Source organism: Methylotenera sp. L2L1 (assembly GCF_000744605.1).
Taxonomy (GTDB): Bacteria; Pseudomonadota; Gammaproteobacteria; order Burkholderiales; family Methylophilaceae; genus Methylotenera.
In genome coordinates this window covers 1,454,034-1,479,436 of the sequence record NZ_JQMG01000001.1, presented here as the reverse complement: position 1 = coordinate 1,479,436, position 25,403 = coordinate 1,454,034, and the positions used below count along the sequence as shown (strand labels likewise).

The 25,403-nt window shown below is 41.0% G+C and carries 26 protein-coding genes and 1 tRNA gene; 15 read left to right on the top strand and 12 right to left on the bottom strand.

What is annotated here, in order from left to right:
* The first annotated feature begins 84 nt into the window (after positions 1–84).
* The 7 genes from FG24_RS07110 to FG24_RS07080 all read left to right on the top strand — a co-directional run bounded on the left by FG24_RS07110 (position 85) and on the right by FG24_RS07080 (position 5,316).
* Positions 85–1,038 (top strand): ribose-phosphate pyrophosphokinase, encoded by a 954-nt coding sequence (locus FG24_RS07110; RefSeq protein WP_200876877.1) that lies wholly within the window; start codon positions 85–87, stop codon positions 1,036–1,038.
* Between the two features lie 73 nt (positions 1,039–1,111).
* Complete coding sequence (locus FG24_RS07105; RefSeq protein WP_036302233.1) at positions 1,112–1,720, top strand: 50S ribosomal protein L25/general stress protein Ctc; 609 nt, start codon at positions 1,112–1,114, stop codon at positions 1,718–1,720.
* A gap of 130 nt (positions 1,721–1,850) precedes the next feature.
* Positions 1,851–2,426 carry an aminoacyl-tRNA hydrolase gene (pth, locus tag FG24_RS07100; protein WP_036304056.1) on the top strand — a complete coding sequence of 192 codons (576 nt, stop codon included), beginning with the start codon at positions 1,851–1,853 and terminating at the stop codon, positions 2,424–2,426.
* Positions 2,427–2,575: 149 nt separating this feature from the next.
* The gene (gene ychF, locus FG24_RS07095; protein WP_036302232.1) at positions 2,576–3,661 is read left to right on the top strand and encodes a redox-regulated ATPase YchF; all 1,086 of its coding nucleotides are present in this window, start codon (positions 2,576–2,578) and stop codon (positions 3,659–3,661) included.
* 192 nt (positions 3,662–3,853) lie between these two features.
* Positions 3,854–3,930, top strand: a tRNA-Met gene (locus FG24_RS07090).
* Positions 3,931–4,233: 303 nt separating this feature from the next.
* Positions 4,234–4,899: a hypothetical protein gene (locus tag FG24_RS12405; RefSeq protein WP_051901466.1), complete on the top strand. Its 666-nt coding sequence runs from the start codon at positions 4,234–4,236 to the stop codon at positions 4,897–4,899.
* An 87-nt stretch (positions 4,900–4,986) separates the two neighbouring features.
* Positions 4,987–5,316 carry a nucleotide pyrophosphohydrolase gene (locus FG24_RS07080; protein ID WP_036302231.1) on the top strand — a complete coding sequence of 110 codons (330 nt, stop codon included), beginning with the start codon at positions 4,987–4,989 and terminating at the stop codon, positions 5,314–5,316.
* On the opposite strand, the gene FG24_RS07075 is transcribed toward FG24_RS07080, so the two are convergent.
* The 8 genes from FG24_RS07075 to FG24_RS07040 form a co-directional block, all read right to left on the bottom strand.
* The gene (locus tag FG24_RS07075) at positions 5,311–6,999 is read right to left on the bottom strand and encodes a DUF2075 domain-containing protein (protein ID WP_036302230.1); all 1,689 of its coding nucleotides are present in this window, start codon (positions 6,997–6,999) and stop codon (positions 5,311–5,313) included. The genes FG24_RS07080 and FG24_RS07075 overlap by 6 nt on opposite strands.
* A 215-nt stretch (positions 7,000–7,214) precedes the next feature.
* Complete coding sequence (locus FG24_RS07070) at positions 7,215–8,165, bottom strand: rolling circle replication-associated protein (RefSeq protein WP_036302229.1); 951 nt, start codon at positions 8,163–8,165, stop codon at positions 7,215–7,217.
* Positions 8,158–8,367 (bottom strand): helix-turn-helix transcriptional regulator, encoded by a 210-nt coding sequence (locus tag FG24_RS07065; protein WP_036302228.1) that lies wholly within the window; start codon positions 8,365–8,367, stop codon positions 8,158–8,160. The genes FG24_RS07070 and FG24_RS07065 overlap by 8 nt, the downstream gene beginning before the upstream one ends.
* Before the next feature lie 114 nt (positions 8,368–8,481).
* Complete coding sequence (locus tag FG24_RS07060; protein ID WP_036302227.1) at positions 8,482–9,300, bottom strand: hypothetical protein; 819 nt, start codon at positions 9,298–9,300, stop codon at positions 8,482–8,484.
* Between the two features lie 27 nt (positions 9,301–9,327).
* Positions 9,328–10,452 (bottom strand): restriction endonuclease, encoded by a 1,125-nt coding sequence (locus FG24_RS12400; RefSeq protein WP_051901465.1) that lies wholly within the window; start codon positions 10,450–10,452, stop codon positions 9,328–9,330.
* A gap of 278 nt (positions 10,453–10,730) precedes the next feature.
* Positions 10,731–11,036, bottom strand: coding sequence for a HigA family addiction module antitoxin (locus FG24_RS07050; RefSeq protein ID WP_036302225.1), 306 nt, complete (start codon positions 11,034–11,036; stop codon positions 10,731–10,733).
* A 12-nt stretch (positions 11,037–11,048) separates the two neighbouring features.
* Positions 11,049–11,327, bottom strand: coding sequence for a type II toxin-antitoxin system RelE/ParE family toxin (locus FG24_RS07045; protein WP_036302224.1), 279 nt, complete (start codon positions 11,325–11,327; stop codon positions 11,049–11,051).
* Positions 11,328–11,383: 56 nt separating this feature from the next.
* A complete protein-coding gene (locus FG24_RS07040; RefSeq protein WP_036302223.1) occupies positions 11,384–12,625 on the bottom strand; it encodes a tyrosine-type recombinase/integrase in 1,242 nt (413 codons plus the stop codon).
* A gap of 810 nt (positions 12,626–13,435) precedes the next feature.
* Here FG24_RS07040 and flhD point away from each other — a divergent pair.
* From flhD to FG24_RS07025, 3 genes are read left to right on the top strand one after another with little or no spacing between them, the layout of a single operon-like run.
* Positions 13,436–13,753, top strand: coding sequence for a flagellar transcriptional regulator FlhD (gene flhD, locus FG24_RS07035; RefSeq protein ID WP_019897544.1), 318 nt, complete (start codon positions 13,436–13,438; stop codon positions 13,751–13,753).
* Between the two features lie 12 nt (positions 13,754–13,765).
* Positions 13,766–15,133, top strand: coding sequence for a flagellar biosynthesis protein FlhF (gene flhF, locus FG24_RS07030; RefSeq protein ID WP_036302221.1), 1,368 nt, complete (start codon positions 13,766–13,768; stop codon positions 15,131–15,133).
* Positions 15,126–15,959: a MinD/ParA family ATP-binding protein gene (locus tag FG24_RS07025; RefSeq protein ID WP_036302220.1), complete on the top strand. Its 834-nt coding sequence runs from the start codon at positions 15,126–15,128 to the stop codon at positions 15,957–15,959. Before flhF ends, FG24_RS07025 begins: the two co-directional genes overlap by 8 nt.
* 88 nt (positions 15,960–16,047) lie before the next feature.
* On the opposite strand, the gene FG24_RS07020 is transcribed toward FG24_RS07025, so the two are convergent.
* Positions 16,048–16,464, bottom strand: coding sequence for a BLUF domain-containing protein (locus FG24_RS07020; RefSeq protein WP_036302218.1), 417 nt, complete (start codon positions 16,462–16,464; stop codon positions 16,048–16,050).
* A gap of 301 nt (positions 16,465–16,765) precedes the next feature.
* Here FG24_RS07020 and FG24_RS07015 point away from each other — a divergent pair, with 301 nt between their 5' ends.
* Positions 16,766–17,053 (top strand): EF-hand domain-containing protein, encoded by a 288-nt coding sequence (locus tag FG24_RS07015; RefSeq protein WP_036302217.1) that lies wholly within the window; start codon positions 16,766–16,768, stop codon positions 17,051–17,053.
* Between the two features lie 89 nt (positions 17,054–17,142).
* Here FG24_RS07015 and FG24_RS07010 read toward each other — a convergent pair whose 3' ends face one another.
* Positions 17,143–18,270, bottom strand: coding sequence for a GNAT family N-acetyltransferase (locus tag FG24_RS07010; RefSeq protein ID WP_036302216.1), 1,128 nt, complete (start codon positions 18,268–18,270; stop codon positions 17,143–17,145).
* 169 nt (positions 18,271–18,439) lie between these two features.
* Positions 18,440–19,036 (bottom strand): EF-hand domain-containing protein, encoded by a 597-nt coding sequence (locus FG24_RS07005; protein WP_235189733.1) that lies wholly within the window; start codon positions 19,034–19,036, stop codon positions 18,440–18,442.
* Between the two features lie 293 nt (positions 19,037–19,329).
* Between FG24_RS07005 and ompR the strand changes: the two genes are divergently transcribed.
* Together ompR and FG24_RS06995 are read left to right on the top strand one after the other, a co-directional pair.
* Positions 19,330–20,058 (top strand): osmolarity response regulator transcription factor OmpR, encoded by a 729-nt coding sequence (gene ompR, locus FG24_RS07000; RefSeq protein WP_152553395.1) that lies wholly within the window; start codon positions 19,330–19,332, stop codon positions 20,056–20,058.
* A gap of 81 nt (positions 20,059–20,139) precedes the next feature.
* On the top strand, positions 20,140–21,447 hold the full coding sequence (locus tag FG24_RS06995; RefSeq protein WP_081880953.1) for an ATP-binding protein: 1,308 nt from the start codon (positions 20,140–20,142) through the stop codon (positions 21,445–21,447).
* 107 nt (positions 21,448–21,554) lie between these two features.
* Here FG24_RS06995 and cysG read toward each other — a convergent pair whose 3' ends face one another.
* Complete coding sequence (cysG, locus tag FG24_RS06990; protein WP_036302212.1) at positions 21,555–22,943, bottom strand: siroheme synthase CysG; 1,389 nt, start codon at positions 22,941–22,943, stop codon at positions 21,555–21,557.
* Positions 22,944–23,059: 116 nt separating this feature from the next.
* Here cysG and miaB point away from each other — a divergent pair, with 116 nt between their 5' ends.
* Positions 23,060–24,388, top strand: coding sequence for a tRNA (N6-isopentenyl adenosine(37)-C2)-methylthiotransferase MiaB (gene miaB / locus FG24_RS06985; protein WP_036302210.1), 1,329 nt, complete (start codon positions 23,060–23,062; stop codon positions 24,386–24,388).
* Between the two features lie 2 nt (positions 24,389–24,390).
* Positions 24,391–25,338: a PhoH family protein gene (locus tag FG24_RS06980; protein ID WP_036302209.1), complete on the top strand. Its 948-nt coding sequence runs from the start codon at positions 24,391–24,393 to the stop codon at positions 25,336–25,338.
* Positions 25,339–25,403: the final 65 nt, after the last annotated feature.

The following is a 25,403-nucleotide window of genomic DNA, read 5'->3' as shown; positions in this document are numbered from 1 at the left end:
TGATTTACACGCTTTTATTTTTTAGTGAGTTTTTTTTATTAGTTTGCTGGTCAATCTTGGTGAGCCGGCACGATAGGAAATCGAATGGCGTCTAACGGCAACATGATGGTCTTTACTGGCAACGCCAACCCAGTGCTCGCGCAGGAAGTTGCAAAACACTTAGGTATTGAGCTTGGCCAAGCGCATGTAGGTAAATTTAGCGATGGCGAAGTCATGGTTGAATTACTTGAAAATGTGCGCGGTCGCGATGTTTTCGTATTGCAATCTACCAGCCACCCTACCAACGATAGTTTAATGGAAGTCATGGTCATGGTGGATGCGCTTCGTCGCTCATCTGCTGGTCGTATTACTGCCGCTATCCCTTATTTCGGTTACTCACGTCAAGATCGCCGCCCACGTTCAGCTCGTGTTGCCATTACTGCTAAAGTAGTTGCCAACATGCTAACGGGTGTTGGTGTTAACCGTGTACTAACGATGGATTTGCACTCAGACCAAATCCAAGGCTTTTTTGATATTCCAGTGGACAACATCTACGCAACACCAATTCTGTTAGCAGACTTGTTAGAGCAAAAACATGAGAACCTCGTGGTAGTTTCTCCTGATGTTGGCGGTGTAGTACGTGCGCGTGCATGTGCAAAACAACTAAGCTCTGATCTTGCGATTATTGATAAACGTCGTCCAAAACCAAACGTAGCTAAAGTCATGAACATCATTGGTGATGTTGCTGGCCGTACCTGTGTCATTATGGATGACATGGTAGACACTGCAAACACACTATGTGAAGCAGCTGCTGCATTAAAAAAACATGGCGCAGTAAAAGTAGTCGCTTACGCAACTCACCCAGTATTATCTGGCGGTGCTGCAGAGCGCATTATGAACTCTGAGCTAGACGAGCTAGTCGTCACAAACACAATTCAATTGCAAGATGACACTGCAAATTGTAAAAAAATCCGTCAATTGAGCGCAGCAGCATTGCTAGCAGAAACCATTCGCCGCATTAGCTGCGAAGACTCTGTCAGCTCATTATTTATGGACTAAAGGTTTTCACCCTGCTTTCTGGTCGCGGAAGGCAGATTCATTGTAGTAAAGCAGTAAACTTAGGAGTAGTAAAATGGCTATTGAAATCAATGCAGTAAAACGTGACGCTAAAGGTACGGGTGCGAGCCGCCGCCTACGTCATGCTGGCTCTGTGCCTGGTGTAGTATATGGTGGTGGTAAAGATGCATACCCACTAGAAATCAACGCTAAAGAATTGTTCTTACAATTCCGTCACGAAGCGTTCCACGCTTCAGTGTTAACACTTATCGTTGAGGGTAAAAAAGAAAGCGTATTACTACGTGACTTCCAAATGCACCCAGTACGAAACACGATTCAACACGTTGACTTCCAACGCGTTAGTGCAACTGAAAAAATCCACGTTAAAGTACCATTCCACTTCACAAACGCTGATGCAGCACCTGGTGTTAAATTAGGTGGTGGTATTGTTGCTCACGTATTAACAGAAGCTGACGTAAGCTGCTTGGCAAAAGACTTGCCAGAGTTTATCGAAGTTGACGTTGCAGCGTTAGAAATCGGTCAATCAATCCACTTGTCACAAATCAAACTACCAAAAGGTGTTGAGTTTGTACAATTGGCGCACGGTGATGACGCAGCAGTTGCTTCTATCGCTAAAACACGCGGTAGCGTTGCTGATGCAGCAGCTGAAACTCCAGCAGCTTAAGTATTAATTACGTAAGCTAGTTAAATAGCGCGCACTTTATTATTAAAGTGCGCGTTTTTTTTAGGGCGCACCCTAAAAGCAACATCATACAAACATGCGCTCAAAAAATGTATTTACATTAAGTGACTATATGAGCGGAATTAAATTATTTGTAGGCCTAGGTAACCCTGGTGAAAAATATGCAGCCACGCGCCATAACGCAGGTTTTTGGTGGATAGATCAACTTGCTGCCGCCACCAATAGCAAATTAGCGATTGATGCTAAATTCTTTGGCGCTGCGGGCAAATTAAATCCAAGCACAGACACTTGGCTAATTAAACCCACCACGTTTATGAATGCCAGCGGCAAAGCAGTTGCTGCACTAGCTAATTACTACAAAATTACACCAAAGGAAATCTTGGTGATTCATGATGAGCTAGACCTCCCAGCCGGCAGCACCAAAATGAAGTTTGGCGGTGGTCATGGCGGCCATAATGGCTTGCGTGATATTCACGCCGCACTTGGTACGCCAGACTATTGGCGTATGCGTGTAGGCATCGGCCACCCTGGCTCAAAAACTGAAGTGGTCAATTTTGTGCTCAAAGCACCCACTAAAGATGAACAAGTGGCGATTGAAGATAACCTTATCGATAGCACTAAATTAGTAGATTTACTGCTTGCAGGCGAATTTGATAGCGCCATGTTAAAATTGCATACAAAGAAATAAACTACCTTACCTGAACACGCTGTTTTCCATTCAGATTTGACGCAAAAATAAGGCGTGGAAAATGAAGAGATGAAGACAGTACGAAAAGTACGGCGAATTGATAAAGACGAACACAACGCAACTATTGCGTTAAAGATGATTGGGAAAATATGAAATGTGGAATCGTGGGCCTACCTAACGTAGGAAAATCAACTTTATTCAATGCAATTACCAAAGCAGGGATTGCGGCTGAAAACTACCCGTTCTGCACCATTGAACCAAACGTAGGCATTGTTGAAGTACCAGATACTCGCTTACAACCGTTGATTGATATTGTAAATCCACAACGCGTACAACCAGCGATTGTAGAGTTTGTTGATATTGCTGGCCTAGTTGCTGGCGCATCAAAAGGTGAAGGCTTAGGTAATAAATTCTTAGCGAACATTCGTGAAACTGACGCAATTTCACACGTAGTGCGCTGCTTTGATGATGGCAACGTTGTGCACGTGGCAGGTAAAGTAGATCCACTGTCAGATATTGAAGTGATTAACACAGAGCTTGCACTTGCAGATATGGAAACTGTAGAAAAAACACTGCAGCGCGAAAGTAAAAAAGCCAAATCTGGCGACAAAGACGCCATTGCACTTGCAGGCCTTTGTGAAAGAATCCAAAAACATTTAGACACAGGCGCACCAGTGCGCACACTAGGCCTAGATGCTGATGAACTCAACATTATCAAACCACTATGCCTAATTACAGTAAAACCTGTGATGTACATTGCCAACGTGGATGAAAGAGGGTTTGAAAACAACCCATACTTAGACAAAGTAGTCGCACTAGGTAAAACCGAAGGCGCACCAGTAGTTTGTATTTGCGCAAAAATCGAAGGCGAAATCTCAGAACTAGATGATGAAGACAAAGCCGTATTCTTAGCAGAACTAGGCCAAGATGAACCAGGCCTAAATCGCGTCATCCGTGCTGCGTATGATTTACTAGGCCTGCAAACCTACTTTACTGCTGGCGTGCAAGAAGTTCGCGCCTGGACCGTTAAAAAAGGCTCTACAGCACCACAAGCAGCTGGCGTGATTCATACCGACTTTGAGCGTGGATTTATTCGTGCAGAAGTCATCGCTTATGATGAGTACGTAAAAAACAAAGGCGAGCAAGGCTCAAAGGAGGCGGGGAAAATGCGCCTAGAAGGCAAAGAATATATTGTGCAAGATGGCGATGTCATGCACTTTAGATTCAACGTCTAGGTTCAAGATTAAGCCCTAATTTCAGCTAAACCACATGGCGTTATCAGACTTAAAACACCCAGTTTGTTAACGCTAAAGAAATTTGTGCGATTTAATGAAAATAACCGCACTTTTTAACAAACTTTTTTTGACAATTCACGACTAAAACACTAGAATTGCGCCCTTGCTAATGTTTTAGCAACCGGTTTACAAGGTGATGTAGCTCAGCTGGTTAGAGCACAGGATTCATAATCCTGGGGTCGAGGGTTCAAGTCCCTCTTTCACCACCAATAAGGACGCCTCATTCGAAAGAATGGGGCGTTTTTTTTCTGCTAATTTCTCGATTAGTAGCCACCTAGTAGCCATACAAGTCATTATAACTCGTGTTTTCAAGTGATTGTTATAGTTATATTTCATTACAACTCTTAGACGTCTAATTAGCGGCGCTAGGTCAATGAGCAATATTCATCTTAATTACTGTCATTTTATTGATTACTTTTATATAGCCTGTTACTGTTTTATAAAAATAATCCAACCTAGTTTCACATAATCGGAAAATAGTGTGGGTTTAATATCTCGGGAGATAAAAAATAATGGCTAATGAAAAAAACTATGGGATTTTGATAGATGGAGATTGGTCTCTCGAAGATTTAATGAATTTTTCAAGACTTTACTTTCAAAACTACTCTTTTATATATTGCTTAGATACCGAGGCAGTAGACATAGCACCTTCGAGAATTAAATCAGTTTTAGAAACGTACGAACTTAGAGATGGGCTTAGTTACGTAAATATGTATGATATTTTCCGGAGTCACATTGCCATTAATGAGAAGCCCCAAGTTAAATCCATTCAATACAACTCTCCCGGCTGGATAGAACTAGCCCTTAATCCAGATGTAGCATTACAAGTAGCAAAATCCATGGGAATCTATATAGCAACTATGGCGTCTACGGGTGGTGGTCTATACGTCAGTTATCAAAAATTGCATAAGATTTATATAGATTTGAAAAATAGAAGAATAAAAGAAAAAAACAACATTCTAAAATTAGAGAAAGATCAGATAGCTCTTGTAAATAAACTTAATGACGAGTTGGCAAAAGGTTTGGGATTTAACAGCCTCGCTGAATTAGACAAACACACTAAAGATATAGAAGAATCATCCAAACTTATAATGGCACACTACCGAAGAATTGAAAAAATGGCGAAATATGTAAATGCTAAAAAGGCAAGTTTCCCACTAAATCTATTTTCTAAATAAAGCTAAAAACTGTCAGTAGGGATTGCAGAACCAAGTTAATATTTGCTGAAAACTAAAGCAATCAAATTTTTAGGGGGATGATCAAAAATGTCTGATATTAAATATTTAACAAATGCATTAGTTCAATTTAGAGACGAGCGAGATTGGTCACAATTTCATAACGCAAAAGATTTAGCAATTGCTTTAAATATTGAGTCAAGCGAGCTACTTGAATTATTTCTCTGGAAATCTGCAGATGATCCTGATCAAGAGCGTATCAAAGAAGAATTAGCAGACATCCTAGCATTTGCACTACTCATCGCAAATAAATATGACTTCGACATTAAAAAAATCATGATTGATAAGATAGAAAAAAATGCGTTGAAATACCCTATCAATAAAGCAAAAGGCAATGCAAAGAAATACACAGATTTATAAGATAAAGCTTTTGAAGTACTTTCTAAGAGCATCATTACAGACATATACATACGTCCCTTTTATACCGCGTAGCATCATCGTTTTATAAATATTCAAAATATACTCTTTTAATAATGCTGGGTTTTTAATGCCGTTTTTCCCCTTCTTATCGAAGTAATTCTTAGCAATAATTTCGATACTTTTTGTATCAGGGTTGTAGGTGATTTCTTCTCCAAAAATAATACCTGTGTAATTTAAGTCGTATCCCTGTGTTGTATGAATACAACCTACTTCATTAAAAGCATTTTCTGAATTGATCCAATCTTCATTGGTGGCGTTCCACTTTAAATCTAAACCTTCAATAGTAATATCTGGTACATTCTCCTTAAGAGATTTCCACTCCCAGGAATAACCAGAAAGTAGCCGACACAAACCAAACTCTTCCTCTTTAATTTTAAGATCTGAGTAAAGCTCTTTTAATGAATCATATAGCTTGAATTCATAGTTATCGCTCTTAAACTTATTATCGCTTTCTTCAAGCCGACAATGTAATAAGTTATCAATGTAACTAATATAATCTACTCCTCCCTTTACTCTAAGTTGAGAAAGCAACTTTAATGAGTAAACATTTTCCCCCATTCTGACTGACTCAAATTTACTTTGATCAATATCAGATGGCTTAATTGATTGATGTGAGTCGTAAAAGAAAATTTGGTTTTTTGACTGCTTTAAAATCCAGTCGATTTCTGTTCCTGTTTCCTTATCAAAACCAAGTAATTTATTTGCATCATCAAAGCTTTTAAAGTTGGTAATATTTTTACGCTTACGTAAACGGTGAGCCTCATCTACAATCAGTAAGTCGTATTCATTTTTAGAAACTTCTGATGGCCCTATAACCATACTTGCACTTAAGCCCTTAACATTTCGAAAGACTTTTTGAAGTGTTTTACGCAACGATGTCATTGGAACGACCAATGCTATACGAGGGAGTGGGTTGTTTTCTTTAAGCTGTAGAATCTGTGCTAATTCTGAGGCATGGACTTCATTGACTTCATCAAGGTTAAAATCAATAATATCTGTTTTTAGTAGCTTCATCAGGTACACAGCTAATATTGTTTTACCTGTTCCTGCTCCACCTTCTACAAAAAATGTGCTTCTTTGTTTAGTGCTCAGTCTGCCAAGTATTTCTGACACAGAATTATGCTGATCGGATGTTAAGGATTTATAAGGTGAATATTTGAATAGTTCAGAGTTCTCTAAACTAGATAGAGGATTTTTAGCATATTTTCGGCTTATTAGCTGCCCCCATATACTTTTAAATAACATTGTATATTGGTCACGCTGATAATAATTATGATTTGCTAACCCAGCATTTCCATTTTGCAATGTGTAAGTTTTATCTGCGGACATATATTGTATTAAGTTAGATTCAATATCTAAGGCAGCAGATTTATTAAACTTATCACAGCTAATAATGAGTAGATCTTTAAGCTTAGAGCGCTCTTTATTAGACAAATGACTTTTCATACGAGTGATAGCATCAGTTGATTCACCAACATATGCTTCTTTTTTGTCATCATCTTTAATAACGTAAACAATCGGCCATGAATTCTTCATGTAATTGTTTAGGGTAAACGCTTCTGAGCTAGCTTTAGTAAAAGAGTATTTGTTGATTTGTAATGAGCTAATGAAATCATCTTGCATAGGTCGTGTACTTTTCAAATTATTGTTTATTAGTTTATAAATTATTTAAGATCATAAGTCCAACTTTAATATTTAAATTAATAGCACTAATAAATGATTATTAATATTTCATTATTTTCTGTACTTAAATGTCCTTTATATCTAGTCTAAAGGACATCGTCGCTCCGCTCCGTGCGGCACGCTGACGCGTGGCGCGCGGTGCGTGCGACCGATGCCTAAAATGGCGTTGGTAAAGGTTTTTCTTCGTTCGGTAAATAGCGCATAAATATCATTGGTACGTTTGCTTCTGTTATGTATAAGCTTCTGTCTTTCACCGCTTCAACCATAATGGCAGTATCAAATCGTGAGTAAAGCTCTTGTACAGCATCGGCTAAATACTCTGCTTGCATCCATTCTGCCGTTGTCTCAGGTAGCTTAATAGAACGAGGCGCCCAATAGCGTTTTCGGTTGAATTGGTGATGTTCAATATAGCTTTTGGTAATGTACTTAGAGATGTATTTTGCAACGCCTATGGCTTGTTTACTTTTGTGCTGCCCCTTACGCCTTGTCGACTTAATATCAACATTACCAAGCGCATCTGCACCCCTTTCACTACCCTTTCCACCGAGCGCAATCTGCCAGCATTTACGCAGTAGTTCGACGCGAGCAAAGCCATTAATCGCAGCATGAATATGGTAATGCTCACCGTTTTTATGGAGCTCTGGCACTGCAACATATTCAAATGATTCACCAGCACTTTCTAATAAGCGCATAAATCGTTTCCAGGTAGCGGTGAGCTGATCATAATCTGTCAGTAAATTACGACTGGTCAGAGTGAGTAAGCGATCTGCACGTATTTCTAAACAAAGATGGCGTACTCTTCTTGCGGCACGGTAAGCACACTTTTCTAAATCTCTTTTAGTTGCCTCTTCGTCTTTCTCTTTAGGTGCTGGTCGCTTACCACGTTCTCTATTGAGATTGACCAAACGGTTTAAATGGTTGCGATTGACTAATACCGCTTTGGCTTCAAATCCGCCTTGGGTAAATGCCTGTATTTTTAATCGCCATTGATAATCTTGATCGTAAATAGGTGTATTGATTGGCTGCCCTCTCACCAAAGGATGGTCAGAGGGCAAAGTTTCATGCACGACTTCGCCACCAATGATAAATTTATCCAAATTAATCATGGCGAGACTCCAATACAGAGTCTTGGCGTTGATTGTTGATATATGCGTGTAGATCTTCTAAACGATAACGCACGGCACGCGATCCCACTTTGACAAATGGGATTCTTGCACCTGCCCAGCGATCTCGCTCTAAAAAAGCCACGCTTACATTAAGAAATTTTGCTGCATCTTTGGTATGCAGCAGTTCAGTTTGAATTTGCATTTTGTTGTGTCCTTTATTTGGTAAATGGAGGACACAGTTTGCTGGCTATTGAATAGTGTTGAAATTACATCTGCGCGCAGAGGTATATACGTGTGCGCGCAGATATATAACGAACTAGTCTTTCAATACCTTATTCAGGTTAAGGACAGCCTTTTCTAGGCAGCTCTCATGGTTTTTTTCAAAATATGTAGGAACAATCTCTTTTTTATCTTTTTCGTTTAGATTATTAAAGAAGTCTCGCGCAGCATGGCTTTTGTATTTATATTTAGATTCATTCGCTCTAAAAAAATCTTTGTAGTCACTTTTAATTTTATCTGCCGCTACATAACGTGATTTTGCATTTTTCGAATTTAGCTCGCTCAATGCTTTCTTGATGATGTTATCTTTTTCTTTAAATTCAGTGCTATCAAAAGACGATGGGTTAATATCGGAAGATTGACTGGTCGCCTTTACTTTAGGATCAGATTCAGCGGTCTCAAAAAGTGCAAAATAGCCATGTTTTCTTTTTTCATCTTCAGACCAATCAAAGAATGGACTTTCTACAGGTTTGGCTAGTATTGGATCATTTTCATCAAACCAAAAACTGGGGGCTGGCGTGTTTGTCTCTTGGCACCATTTAAGTAGACTTAATCGACCGATTTCAATGCTTTGTAGAAATTTTTTCTTATACCGTTTGCCCGTATAGGCACTTTTTAATTCACGTTGATAGATACGAGCGATATATCTAACTGGTGTAGGTTCCTCATAAAAAACTCGATATGGAATAGTATTTACATTAATCCTAAAATATAGCGTCTTTGAAAGTTTAAGTGCTAGTGATCTAATTGAAATTTGAACCTTCGTTGGTAGCTTAGAAGGTAGAGTCCTTTGCGGATTGTATCCATGCCAATAATGACATATGTCCCACAAACTTATCTTAGAAAAATCTTGCATCCTCGCCACTTAACAACTTCTCAGGTTTTACCTAACTTTCTTTAATCTAAAACCAAACTTTCTTGGCGGCTTAGGTTTAGGTGGTGTTTTAATATTAATTACCGTTCTACACTTAGGAAAGTTTTTGCATCCCCAAAATTCTTTTTCTTCTGTTTTTCTTAACACCATCTTAGCGCCACAACGTACGCAAGTTGGCGTAGTGTAATCACCGCTTGTGATGTTTGTGTAAACTCGATATTGTGACTCAGGAGATAATCGCTGCAACTTAGCGATGAGTGTTTTACCGTCAACTAACTCTATATTGTGCTCTTTGGAAAATTTGATTGCTTCCTGGTTAAATTTATCAGTCGTAAAGAAATATCCTTTAGCAACGCCTTGATGCGACATCACGCCTAAAAACTCTCTTAAAAGTTTTATCCCGACTACATTTGACCATTTCTTACATTGCACAATCGCCGTAGGTTGCTCTGCATTTGTTTCATACAAAAGCAAATCAATACCGCCATCTGCGCCAAGACCAGTTTGTTTATTCTTAATCCCGATTTCATGAAAATATGCACTAGTGATATCTTCAAACCTTTTCCACTCAAGTGAGTTGATAAAGTCCAGCGTCCACTTATCCCGAACATCTTCAACTTTCGGTGCTTCGTAGGTAGCTTTATTTTGCTCTGCAATAAACGGTTCTACTCGCGTATTGGTTCTATTTAAACTTGGATTGACGACAGGTGCGTAACCATACTGGTGACTTTTCTTTACATCAGAAGATGAGGATGAGGGCTGATCAGAGTTATTTGATTCTTCTTGATGCGTAATGAATGGCGCTACACGATCAAAGCTTTTGTCGTCTTTATCTTGATCACTAAATCTTGCCAAGCGTGGATTAAGAAAATCAGTACTTCTTTTCTCTTTGTTTTTTAAGATGATGGCGATTAAGACTTTGACGATTGCAACCATTGATAAGAATACAATCACCAACACTGAAAGCGATTGAATGAACGGCATCAGCATTTTGATAATTTTGTTTGAAAGTCCAACTATTGGAAGTATCACAAACGAAAATCCGAGGATGATTGCAGCCAATACTGCCGAAAATTTCCAATCGGAACTTAACACTTGCTCTAAAAGTGAAGTTTTCTTTTTCTTATAGCGCACTCTTGCCTCTATTCCTCAGCGTTGAAATTTACTTTTTGAATATCCTTATTTTAGATACCTGTAAATTTTATCCAAACTGAGATTGCAAGAATCATTCCTAGATTTCGCAGCCTTCATCTATGATGAATTTATTATATGATTCAAACGGATAGCAATTAATCCAGCGTGAATTTAATTGGTTTTCTTTGGGGTGATGGTTTATATAAACCATATATTTGTTGATATGAACCAGACCAACCTTAAATACAAGCTGGTCTAGTTCAAAGTGTTTTTAGCATTCAGGCGACTAAAAGTTCTGCTGGTGTTACTTTTGCATTAAATTTGCTTCTTGCTTGCCAAAGATCATATGAGGCTTGCTCAGATATCCATAAGTCAGCACTACCGCCATTCTCGACACCTAACCACTTTTCAATACGTAACGCCATCTCAGGCGAAATCGCTGCATGGCCGTTTAGTACACGCGATAAAGAAGGGCGTGCTACGCCTAACTGTTCGGCAGCCTCGGTAACACTCAAGCCGAGCGCAGGAAGAATATCTTCTCTCAATGTTTCACCAGGGTGTGGTGGGTTATGTATTCTGCTCATATCAATTCCTTTCTAGTGATAGTCCTGATAATCAACCAGGATTGCATCTTCACCATCAAACATAAAAGTCATGCGCCAGTTACCGTTGACGGTGACTGAGTAATGACCTGCTAATTCACCTTCTAATGGGTGAAGTCTCCATCCTGGTAGATTCATATCAGCAGGTACTTTAGCAATATCTAAACGCACTAACTGACGACTTAACTTAGAAGCGTGATCGGGTCTTATCCCTGCTTTACTTCCGCTCTCAAAGAAATCTTTGAGCCCTTTATGTTTGAATGTTTTAATCATATTTTATGGTATTTGCTTCACAATGTAATGCGTAACGTTACAGATGTCAATGTGTATTATGCGCTAGCTTGCAACATCTGAATCGGGATTACATCGGCTTTTTCTTTCTGACCAATTTTATACAAAATGTAATCCGTAATTTTTTGCATAGGCACTCTCAAACGCTCAACATCAGAAATAATATAACCAGCAGTCACATCATTGGTCATTTTATGATTGAGCAGCCGCTTTAGAGCATAAGCTGAGATATCTAAACTTTCTGCAATCGTGATAAATGTACGCCTTAAATCATGGGTGCTAAAGTTGACGCCACTTTCTTTTATCACATTGGCGATCTGCTTTTTAGGATCCGTCATGTATCCAGTATTTGTTTCATTCGGAAAAACATATTTGGTTTTTGCTTCAGCTTTTCTTTTAGTCAGCAAATCATGTAAAAAGTCCGTAAGTGGCAATATATGGTCAGTATGATTTTTAGTGTCTTTAATCACGATAGTTTTATCTTTAAGATCGACTCTGTTCCAAGTGAGTTTGGCAGCTTCATTTCGTCTTAATCCTGTAAACAAAACAAGCAGCAGAAAGTCTTTAACAACTTCTCTATTGGGTGCAATTGAGTCATTAGATAAGTTCATAACAGCCTGATACCAGGGAGCAAGATCATAATGCTTGATTAATGTGTCTCTTCTGACTGCACGATGCCAAGCACGTAACTGTGTAATTCTGATAACAGGGTTATGCCTAAAGATAGAGTCGCCATTACTATCTTCATATTTCATAATGGCGTAATTCATGACCGCTCTAAAGTTACGCATGGTTTTATTTGCTTGCGATGGACTCGTTTGGCTGATCTTTCTAAATTTAAGCTCCACCATATCTTTTGATATTTCAATGGCTGGCTTTTTTAACCAATCATGTAGATATGCATCAAAGGTATGTCGATAATCTTGAATGGTGCTACGCTGCAAATTGCCACGTGCTTCAATATAGTTTTCTAGCACTTCGGATAAGGTAACTAATTTTGCTTTCCTGGCTTTTTCTTCATCATGTGGATTTTTACCACGGGAGATTTCAGCCAAGTAAGATTTAGCTTGTGAGCGTGCTTCATCTAATGAAACAACATTATGTCTTGCAATAGATTTTCTGACAGTTTTTCCGTGAAGCTTGGCTTCAGCATAATAAACTTTTGCTGATTTACCTACGCGTAAACCAAAACCCAATAATTCAGAATCACGATAAAAAATTTGACCTGATTGTTCAAATGAAACTTTATCTACAAATGATTTAGTTAATTTGTGCAGCATTTTATACTCCGTTCTACTATTTTCTCGTTAAAAAATTAGTAGCCACCTAGTAGCCCAAATCGAGAAAAAGTACTTAAAACGCAGTATATCTATGTAAAAATTGGTAGCAATCATCTGGCTACTAAATTCATGTTTCTTAAAAGAAATTAGTACAATTTCAATAATAAACAATAACTTACAGCTCAAATTCATAATCCTGGGGTCGAGGGTTCAAGTCCCTCTTTCCCAATAAAGACGCCTCATTCGAAAGAATGGGACGTTTTTCTTTTAAAAACACTCAATGACTAAATAGCATATAATTAATCAATTATTTCACACTGAAACAATTGGTTAACTATATGAAATAATTCATTAATTATTGCCTTGTAATATGCAAGCATATGTTGTTTAGCAATATATACTCTCTCAAAGTTTGTAGCGCTTTTTTGCAGAAGCGCTATTTTTTTGTCTAAAGATTGTGAACTGCCCTTCTTTTAAGTTAGCGCTTTGTCATTTCAGCTTGATTCAAACATGAATGGCTCAACTAAACATACGCATGTTTATACTCTTGATTCATCACATCGATTAAACCAACGCATTTATCGTTTAATTAATAACGTCTTTCTATAGGCTAGACCTTTAGCTCTACATATAAAATATGCCTATTAGCAACGACTAATATGACAATGACACCCCATTCAATACTGTAAGACAAACACCTACAAAACAAACAGACCACAGCCCATTGGTTGAATCAATCTAAAGAGTTACATTTCACCAAGCCAAATGCACCACGGTTTTTTTAATAGAAACAAAGAATTAGGACGCAAAATGAATGTAAAGGATATGATGTCTGAAATTAAGGACGCAAATCTCAACTATTTGATGATGGCGAAGCAGCTCATCAGTTCAGATAAAGCGACCGCGATGTTTCTTTTAGGAATCAGCAAAGAGATTGCTGATTTGCTGGAAAGCCTAAGCAATATGCAGGTTGTGAAGCTGAGCAGTACCAATATGATGCTGACACGTTTCCGATTTGATGACAGCGCGGTGCTAGGCATGCTGACCAACTATTCAAAAGATCGTGATCAAGCACATTTACACACATCTGTTCTGCTGGCTAGTCAATCGGCTGAGCAAATTTCCTAGTTAGAATTTAGTATGAATATTAAGCAATTTTTTGGCATAAACTCTCGCGAAGCACTTAAACAAGTGCGTATGGAGCTAGGCGAGGATGCCATTATTTTATCTAACCGTGCCGTAGAGGGCGGAAATAGAATCACCGCGTTGAAGGAAGAGGACTTAGACGCGATTGTTGATAATGCAGCCATCATGGAGGCATCTTATCGCAACCATACAGAAGGTTTTGGTGAAGATAATCCATCTGCGTTAATCTCAGTGATTAATAAAAAAATTGAAGGTTTTCATACCAACCAAGCGCAGCCCTTTGCACCAAGCATGATGGAGCCAGAAGCGCCAACAGTACAAACACAAGCAACGCCAGTAAGCATCCAACCTGCCACAGATACCTTTATGCAAGCATCTATGCTAGATGCTAGCCAAAAAATGACTGAGATTTTGAACGAGATGCGCAGCATGCGCGACGTGTTTGAATCTCAACTCACCACCATTGCTTGGAGCAATGTGCAGCAGCAGTACCCAACAAAAACACAAATCATGAATATATTGCTGTCGTCTGGCTTTAGTGCGGCATTAGCGAGAATGTTATCGGAAAAACTACCGGCTAATCTTGATGAAGCAAAAGCCCTTGCTTGGGTTAAATCTATTCTAAGTAAGAATCTGGATAGCATTCCCAATGAAGTTGGCATGCTAGACCAAGGCGGCATCTTTGCGTTAATCGGCCCTACTGGTGTTGGTAAAACAACTACCACGGCTAAACTTGCAGCGCGCTATGTGATGAAGCATGGTACAGAGAGCCTAGGTCTAATTACTACCGATGCGTATCGTATCGGGGGTCATGAACAATTAAGAATATACGGTAAGATTCTTGGCGTGATGGTGCACGCAGTTAAAGATGAAGCTGATCTTAAGATTGCTTTAAACGAGCTAAAGAACAAACGCACTATCTTAATTGATACAGTTGGTGTAAGTCAGCGCGACACCATGGTAACAGAGCAAATTGCCATGTTATCAAACACCAACTCTAGTATTAAAAAGCTACTATGCCTGAATGCAACCAGCACAGGTGAGACGTTAACCGATGTGATTAGAGCCTATAAAGGCAAAGGTTTGGATGGTACGATTATCACCAAGCTTGATGAAGCTGTCACGATTGGTGGTGTACTAGACGTGATTATCAGAGGCAAGTTAAAACTTTATTACTTAGCTAATGGCCAGCGTGTGCCTGAAGATATCCATCTTGCGAATAAGAGCTACCTGATTCAAAAAGCGCTAAAAATTGGCGCGGACGGTCGCTCATTGCAGTTCAAAAACGAAGAACTGCCTTTTATCATGGGTAACACCAGACAATCTGTAAATACTTTATCTACAGAGACTAGCCGTGGTTAGTTTTAAGAATGACCAAGCGGCTGGCTTACGCCGCATCATGGCTGCACCTAAGCCTCGTGTAGTGTCTATTATTTCAGCATCGTCTGCAGATCAATCACGCATGATGATTAATCTGGCTGCGTCCATTCGCGCCCAAGGTAGCGATGTGCTGATTGTGCATGCATCAAAAACTACGCGCGAAGCTAGCTATGAAATAGATAAAACACCTGCGCTTTTAGAGGTGGCAAAGACATCCACATCCCTGTCCGTAGCAATCAAAAATACGAAACAAGAGTTTGCTGTTGCCAAATTATTGCCAAAAAATCAGGTAAGTACTCCGCTCAATAGCGATGCCGGTCAAGTATTGAACCAACTATTTGATGAATTAGTACTGCAATACGAAATTGTATTAGTAGATGCAACACTGAATAACGATGATTTGTTACCATTAAAAACACTGAATGATAGCGACATTTTGATTCAACTCACACGCGAGCCAGAGTCAATTAAAGATGCATACACCCTGATTAAACGCATTTGCAGCCAACTTGGCAGGCGCTCTTTTGGCATTATTGTCGATGATGCCAATGAAGCACAGGCAGAGGTGGTTTTTAACAACATCGCGCAAGTAGCTAAACGTTTTATGCAAATTGAACTAGAGTTCTTTGGTGCAATTCCTGCCGATGTGCATTTAGGTAAAGCTGCAAAACTTGGTCGCCCAGTCACTGATGCGTTCCCACTCACGCCAGCTTCTAATGCGTTCCAACAAATTGCTCAACGCCTAAACAGCAAAAGTACACGTACACCCAATATAGACATGCTCTACAGCAACAGCGCCATGATATAGCGCATTGAACAACGTCTACACAATAAAAAAACGGCTCTGAATAAAGAGCCGTTTTTCATTTCACTTCCACATCATAGATGCAAAAATCCTAAGTATCTTTTTTTGCACTATTCAATCTGCGCAAAAAATCACGCATCGTATCTCTAAAGCTACCCGGCTCAATGGTTTCTGTTGCTCTTGAATTTAAATCGAATATTTTTTGATAAGCGATTGGGTCACATTGAATAATGCCCATTGACCAATCTCCAAACATACGTTTATCAGTATACGAAATATAAATAATTTTATTAAGGCTATTGCGTGCATCTTCACAAATAGTGACATATAGCTTAAGTACAGCAAGCTCTGGGCCTTCTAATACTTGCATAAACAATTGACCACCATAGACCAGAATGCCAGTGATGCCCGCCTCATCATTATTCTTCTGAGATTTTCCTAAAATATCTGCAATGCCCTGCTCTGTAATATCTTGTGCAGCCTGGCTGCTGTATAACAATCTAATCATAATACTACTGCCCTATCTACTGCATACTAATCAACCGCACTGGAAGAGCCTCCAATCACGTACCAATTTAAACACAACAGCTCTCTGAATATTTACACCTATTTTCTTTCACGCTTACTTTAGCAACCAAGCATATTACTAAACAATACATTAGTTGCTATTATTAATTTCATTAAATGAATCTACTTTAACCCGTGCTACCAGTGACGAAATTTTTCCACAAAAAACATGTCAACAGTATACTGACTGTAGCGTTAATTAAGCCAGAAGTTGCTTTTTAGTGATCAATAAAGGAAATTATATGAAAATTACACAGATTTTATTAACAAGCACGCTCTTGTTTGGCCTAGCACAAGTCGCACATGCTGATCATCACGGTGGTGAAGCTGGCAAACATGGCTGCCAAAAAGCAGATACCAACAATGATGGCGCAATCTCGCGTGACGAGTTTATGGCAAAGCATCAGGCTCGTGCTGAAAAAATGTTCAGTAAATTAGACGCCAATAATGACGGTAAGATTGATGCTGATGAGCGCAAAGCAGCACACGAAGGTGTTGGCCATCGATACTCAAAAGAAGACAAGAAATAGTAATATCAGTTTGCTAATAATAAAGCTATCGCCCAGACAGCACTGGCTCTTCATCACGTCCAGATGATAAGAGCCAGTACTTATTGTGGTTAGTCTTTAGATTTAAATGGCGCCCGCTCATCAAGCTCGTTGGTATACTCGGCCAGCCCTTTTGACTCCTGCACCACAAAGTCTTGAATAGCGATGGCAAAGTCAGGGTTTGCAATCCGATGAAAAGAACAAGTTGACCTTGCCTTGAACCCGCGAGCCAGCTTATGCTCGCCTTGCGCTCCACCTTCGAAATATTCAATTTTTTCTGCGATACAAAATTCTTGTGCTTGATAATAACAAAGCTCAAAGTGCAGATTGGGAATATAGCGCAGCGCTCCCCAATACCGACCATACAGCGTTGTTTTATCATAAATATTTAGCGCAGCAGCGATTGGCTGTTCATCCACATAAGCCATAATCAACAGAATATTCTGTGGCATGCTGCTGCCGATAATCTTAAAGAAATCACGTGTTAGGTATGGTGAAGAACGATGCTCACGATAAGTATTTTCATAACATTGGTAGAAAAAATCCCACTGCTCAGCAGTAATTTCCACCCCTCTTATTGACCGACATATCACACCAGAGGCCGTGACCTTTTTCCTTTCTTGCCGAATCTTTTTACGCTTATCATGGCTTAATTGACATAGAAAGTCGTCAAAATCAGAGTAATTCTGATTCTGCCAACGGAACTGTACACCATGCCGTTGCATCCACCCTGCTTCTTTAAATAACTGTGCAGAATCATCATCGGGAAACAATACATGTGCCGATGACATTTTGTTTTGTTGCATGATTTGCGACACGGCATTAATCATCAGGGCCTTAGCATCGGGACGTGTTGTGAGAAGGCGCGCACTGGTAATTGGTGTAAATGGAATAGCTGAAACAAGCTTAGGGTAGTAGGGCAAACCGTTACGTTCATAGGCCTCGGCCCATGCCCAATCAAACACATACTCACCATAAGAATGGTGTTTCACGTACAGAGGCATCGCGCCTATTAACTGCGCATCATCGTACAATAATAAGAAGCAAGGCTGCCAACCAGTACCAACACCTACAGAGTTTGAAGTTTCAAACGCGCTTAGAAAAGCATGGCTAAGTAGCGGCATATCTCCCGCCAGTGCATTCCATGCATCAATAGGAAGCTGGGTAATGCCTTCTGCAACTTCTAGCCTTAACGCCATACACAAGCACCGTATTGATTCATCATTGGTGCCTATTATGCATGAATGTATACACCTACGGTATAGACACTAGATTTAAAATCTGGGGATAAATATTACTGTGAAGATATCGACTGACAGTCGGCATAACAACTAGATGCCGGGATAAAGATACAGGCTAAATGTAGCGCTATAATGACTTCTTTTTGGGGGTATTGGTTGCTTGCTTGTTTTTCGCTTTAGCTTCTTCTAGCGCCTCAGCCTCAATCATTCTTTTTTGCTTTTCCAATTGAATTGCAGCTTCAGCTGCTCTGCGACGCTCTAAGATTCTCGCTTGGGCTTCAACTAGCTCATTTAATGAAATGACGCCATCTTGATTGCTATCTACACTGTTGAAATGTCTAGCAATTTGCGGCAGTTTCTCTGTCGCTTCTTGTCGGTCTATAGTGCTGTTGTTATTGGTATCTGCCTCAAAAAAGCGCGCTTCAATACTTTCTTGCATTGCGCGTCTGCGCTCTTCAATTTGGTCATGACTTGGATCAATAGAGCGCGCATACTCTTCAAGCGCTTTGCGTAACATTTCTCTGCGTTCAGGGCTGAAGTTTAAGTTGAGGGTTTTTTGGTATCCATCGCCTTTGTTATCATCTTCAGCAAAACGTTCGTCCTCTGCCATTCGCTTAGCTTTGTCAGATGCTGCAGACAAATTATTCCGACTCTCTGCACTCACACCTGAAGAAAGGCTTAAGCCCATGCATAGAACTAGGCACGCATACTTGGTCAATGACATATTGTTTAGCAAGATCAAATCCAAAGAATCAAGTTTCCAATGTTGAGCATTACGATTTTAAGTTGCATTATCATGAAGCACGTTTGTTAATTGAATGTTTCATTAAACGGTGAAATTGTAAGAAATTGTAAATTTTTACAATATAAGTGATGTGACAATGAATAATTTTTTAAGTTTAATCACATAAAATTGAATATAAATATAAATTTAGCATACACTTTGCAGTTATTGAAAATAATATTGTTTTACTAGCATTCAATATCATTCTATTAAAAAATTAAGGTTTAAACATAATGATGGCAGATCAAAATAAAAAAATCTTAGTCGTAGATGACGATGTGCGTTTACGTGAACTGTTGCAACGCTATCTCACCGAACAAGGCTTTAACGTCAAAACTGCAAATGACGCTAAAGAAATGGATAGCATACTGAACAGTGATGCTATTGATTTATTAGTGCTAGATTTGATGTTACCCGGTGAAGATGGCTTATCCATCTGTCGAAGAATGCGCGGTAGCGCAACCATGATGCCGATTGTGATGCTAACGGCACGTGGCGATGAAGTGGACCGCATTATCGGTCTAGAAATGGGGGCAGATGACTATTTGCCAAAACCGTTTAACCCAAGAGAATTATTAGCCCGCATTAATGCAGTGCTACGCAGGCATGAACGATTGGTGCCAAGCGCACCCGCCAATGCCGCAGAGAATATCACGATTGGTGACTTTGTATTTAATGCAGCAACACGCTCACTGAGCCGCCAAGGGACTGCCATTGCGATTACTAGCGGTGAGTTTGCATTGCTGAAAGTATTTGTAGACCACCCGCGCCAGCCTTTATCGCGCGACAGACTCATGCAGTTAGCACGCGGACGTGAACTGGATGTTTACGATCGCAGTATTGATGTGCAAGTATCGCGTCTACGTAAATTGATTGAACCGGATCCCGCGCATCCGCGCTATCTACAAACCATGTGGGGATTTGGCTACGTATTCATACCAGATGGCGAAGCAGACAATTAGTCAGAAATTTATGCAACAGGCAATCCTGCATGCTGTGATTGCCTGATTTAATGCTCACTTTTATTACTAAAGCTAACACCTTTGCGCCTCTTACCCAAAAAACTACTCTCAAGAATTATGCTGCTGATCGCGCTGTTATTAGCGATTGGCCAGTTTGCATCCCTAAAGATTTTTGAGTATTTCGAACGAGAACCTCGCGCGCAGGCAACTGCATTACAAGCGGTCACCGTTGTTAACTACACGCGCGCGTCCTTAATTGCATCTCAAGAAAACCTTCGCTTAGCATTACTTTCAGAGCTAACTGGCAAAGAAGGTGTGCGTATTTATTACGCAGACTTTATGGAAGAAATTGCCCCACTGCCAAATGACCCATTTATTAACATGGTGGCAGATAAAATCCGCGAGCGTCTGGGCGTACAAACCATTATCACGACAAATCACTATGGCATCGATGGCTTGTGGGTAAGCTTTGGCATCGACCAAGATGACTTTTGGGTAGTGATCCCCAACGTGCATGTAGAGCGCTCTTTTCCTTGGCAATGGCTAGGTTGGATTGGCTTAGTACTAAGCTTATCATTAGCCGGTGGCTATTTAATTGCTGCCCGTATTAACAAGCCACTCAACCTGCTGGTAAGCGCTGCTGATAGGCTGCGTAAAGGCCAGCGCCCAGAAAAGCTACCAGAAGATAGCGTGACAGAGCTACGTGAAGTGAGCACCACTTTTAATAAAATGGCGGAATCGCTAGCAGAGCTCGATGCTGAAAGAACACTGATTCTTGCCGGCGTGTCTCACGACATTCGTACACCCTTAGCACGGCTACGTCTTGCGGTAGAAATGCTACCTGAAAAAGATTGTGGCTACCTGAAGTCTGGCATGGTGCAGGATATTGCCGACATGGACAATATCATCCACCAGTTCTTAGATTTTGTACGCGGCACAGAGGGTGAACCAACACTGATGGTCGACATCAATACCTTGCTGCAAGGCCTACATGATAGGCAAGAACGTGCTGGACGCGATTTGGTGATTCAACTAGCACCTACCTACAAAGTGCCGATTAAGCCACTTGCGATGCAGCGCTTACTAGATAACCTCGTTGGTAATGCTTACAACTATGGGGGTGGACAAGTACGGGTGAGCAGCCAGATATTGGCAGACTGCATTGTGATTAGCGTCTTTGATAATGGCCCTGGTATTCCAGAAACGCATTTAGAAAAAATATTGCGCCCATTTGAACGGCTTGATACTGCTCGCAGCAATGCGGGAGGCAGTGGTTTAGGCTTAGCGATTGCAGACCGTATTGCAAAATTACATCATGGCAAACTTGAGTTGATCAATCGGCCTGAAGGTGGCCTAGAGGCGCGCCTGAGCATCCCGATTAAAAACTAACATCTCACGGCAATATAGGTTTAAACAGCTGCTTTAAATGGCAAGTTTTCGAACGGAAAACTATAATTGCTGACTCAGAAACCAATCACTAGCAATGCCGTTAAAGACTAGACACTAGGCTCAAACCAAGCCAATTTCTCGCGCAGATGCACCACTTCACCAATGATCGTGAGGCATGGTGGTTTTAGCCCTGCCTCAGTGACCTTCTCAGACAAATCTGCCAACGTTGCCGTTACTACTTTTTGACGTTGCGTTGTGCCCTGCTGCACCACAGCGACTGGCATGTCAGGGGAAACGCCGTGCTTAATTAGCTGCACGCAGATTTCTGCCAAACCAACTAAACCCATGTAAATGACAACGGTTTGTCTTGGTCTAGCCATGGCTTCCCAATCCAAATCTAAACTGCCATCTTTTAAGTGCCCGGTAATAAACAAACAAGCCTGTGCGTAATCTCGATGTGTCAGTGGTATACCTGCATAGCTAGAAACACCATTCGCAGCGGTGATACCAGGCACCACCTGAAATGGAACACCGTGTTCCATCAGCGTTTCAATTTCTTCGCCGCCACGGCCAAAAATAAATGGATCGCCGCCTTTCAAGCGGAGTACCCGCTTACCTTGCAATGCTAGCTTAGCAAGTAACGCATTAATTTCTTCTTGTGGAAGTGTATGTTGGTCACGCGATTTACCTACGTAAATCAGCTCAGCATCACGGCGCACCAACTCCATCACCTCGGGGCTCACCAATTTATCGTAGACACATACATCACACTGCTGCATCAAGCGTAGCGCCCTGAACGTTAATAAATCTGGGTCCCCCGGGCCGCCGCCAACTAAGAACACCTCACCTTTATTCGTGGTGACATTTTCCTGATCGATCAAATCTTGCAACAAAGCACGTGCTGATTGTTCTTGCCCTGATAAAACACGCTCGACTAACGGGCCTTGTAGCACATCTTCCCAAAAGCGGCGACGCGCTTGCGTGGTGGTAAACTTTGCTTTTACTTTATCGCGAAACTCACCGGCAATACCCGCGATGCGTCCATAGCCCGCAGGCAACATTGTTTCAATTTTGGTACGAATATAACGCGCTAACACCGGCGCATTACCCTCACTGGAAACCGCTATCACAACAGGGCTACGCTCAATAATTGAACCCATTGTGAAAGTACATAAATCCGGAGCATCTACCACGTTAACAGGGATACCCAATGCTTTTGAATCGATTGAGACCGCTTGATTAACCGACATATCGTCTGTTGCAGCAACGACCAAACACGCGCCTTCAAGCTGCTGCTTGTGATAATTGGATTGAATACATTTAATTTTTCCATCATTAGCTAATGCTGTTAACTCAGGACATATTTCTGGTGAAACCAAGGTAATTGCAGCATTTGCTTTTAACAACATGCTGACCTTGCGCGTGGCGACATCACCGCCGCCAATCACGACACATAAGCGATGAGTGATATTGATAAAAATTGGGAGTGCTTGCATGTTTTAAATAGCTATTTATTCATTAAGTTAATCATTTTACCTTGTAGTCAACAACTTTGCGTGAGGCAAGTGAGCAAATACGTTAAAATCATATTTTACGCTTTGGCTATAACACCTTGAATACACCTAAAAAAGTTTTTATTAAGACCTTCGGCTGCCAGATGAACGAGTACGACTCATCTAGGATGGCAGACATGCTATCTGCGTCAGATGGCATGGTAGAAACGCTAACCCCTGATGATGCAGATGTGATTTTGCTCAACACTTGCTCCGTACGTGAAAAAGCTGAAGATAAAGTGTTTAGCCACCTTGGTCGCTTTATTCCGTTAAAAGAGAAAAATCCGAATTTAGTGATTGGCGTGGGCGGATGCGTGGCCTCACAAGAGGGTGACAACATCATCAAACGTGCACCATACGTTGATGTTGTATTTGGCCCACAAACCTTACACCGCCTGCCAGAGATGATTAAAAACAAGCAAGCAAGCGGTACTTCACAAGTGGATATTAGCTTTCCAGAAATTGAAAAGTTTGACCACTTACCACCACCACGTGTGGAAGGGGTGAGTGCGTTTTTAAGCATTATGGAAGGCTGTAGCAAATATTGTAGTTTTTGCGTTGTGCCCTACACACGAGGGGAAGAGGTTTCCCGCCCATTTGCTGATATTTTGACCGAAGCCGTACAGCTTGCAGAACAAGGCGTGAAAGAAATTACGCTGTTAGGGCAAAACGTCAATGCTTACCGCACAGAGTATGATGATGTGGAGGCTGACTTGGCCATGCTGATTGAAACCATTGCAGAAATTCCGCAGATTGAGCGCATTCGTTTTACTACCAGCCATCCTAATGAAATGAATGAGCGTTTAATTAACTGTTTTGCCACTGTGCCAAAACTGGCAGCGCAATTACATTTACCTGTACAAGCCGGCAGTGACCGTATTCTGATGGCGATGAAACGCAATTACACAGCCCTGCAATTTAAATCGATTATCCGCAAACTTAAAACGGCCAATCCTAATTTAACCTTTACGTCCGACTTTATCATTGGCTTCCCCGGTGAAAGCGATGCAGATTTTGAGGCAACGGTAAAACTGATGCAGGACGTAGGCTTTGATGCAAGCTTTAGCTTTTTATACAGCCCGCGCCCTGGCACGCCTGCCGCATTTTTAAAAGATGACACTACACAAGAAGTTAAACTGGCACGTTTAGATAAATTACAAGCAATCAACGAAGCGCAAGCCAAAGCAATCTCTGAAGCAATGCTAGGCACTACACAACGCGTACTGATTGAAGGCGCATCGTGGAAAGATGCTAGTTTGCTAGCTGGCAAAACTGATAATAACCGAGTGGTCGATATCGCAGGCGATGCAAGCTTGGTGCATCAGTTTGTACATGTAAAAATCACCGACGTTTCTAACCCAAGACGCTTAATTGGCGAGATCGTATAACCATGGAAATTACCTTAACCCCTGAAGATAATGCTCGCCTTGCTAACCTCTGTGGGCCGCTTGATGAAAACATCAAACAAATTGAAACCGCACTTGAGGTGAACATTAATCGCCGGAGCAGCACGTTTAACATCAGTGGCAAACTAGACAACACACGCCTTGCCGCGCAACTGATTGAAAACTTTTACGTCCGCGCAAAAAAACCTATCGAGCTAGAAGACGTGCAACTGGGTTTAGTGGAAATCGACAAGCTCAAACCGGAAGACGTGGTTTCTACCGCCATGCCGGTGCTCATGACACGCCGCGGTGACTTACATGGCCGCACACCACGCCAAGTGGCGTATTTGCAGCAAATACAGGAACATGACATTACGTTTGGCATTGGTCCGGCGGGTACAGGTAAAACTTATTTAGCCGTTGCCTGTGCAGTGGATGCAATGACCCGCGACCGCGTTAAGCGTATTGTGTTGGTACGCCCAGCTGTTGAAGCTGGTGAGCGCTTGGGCTTTTTACCTGGCGATTTAAACCAAAAAGTAGACCCTTACTTACGCCCACTATACGATGCGCTATATGACTTAGCTGGATACGACACTGTGAACAAAATGTTTGAACGCGGCGCGATTGAAGTCGCACCACTCGCCTACATGCGTGGACGCACGTTAAATCAAAGCTTTATTATCTTGGATGAAGCGCAAAACACGACACCTGAGCAAATGAAAATGTTTTTGACACGTATCGGCTTTGGCACTAAAGCAGTGATTACTGGTGATGTGACGCAAATCGACTTACAGCGGCATCAAAAAAGCGGTTTAGTAGAAGCGCAAAAAGTATTAAAAGATATCAAAGGCATTGCCATGACGCATTTTTTATCTGGAGATGTCGTGCGCCACCCGCTGGTACAAAAAATCGTTAATGCTTATGAAGAGTACGAGTCTCAACGTAGAGAGTAATGCATTAAAGTACCGACAAAGACTGGCGTACCTAGGCTAAGATTCAGCAAGGTATAATCAAAATA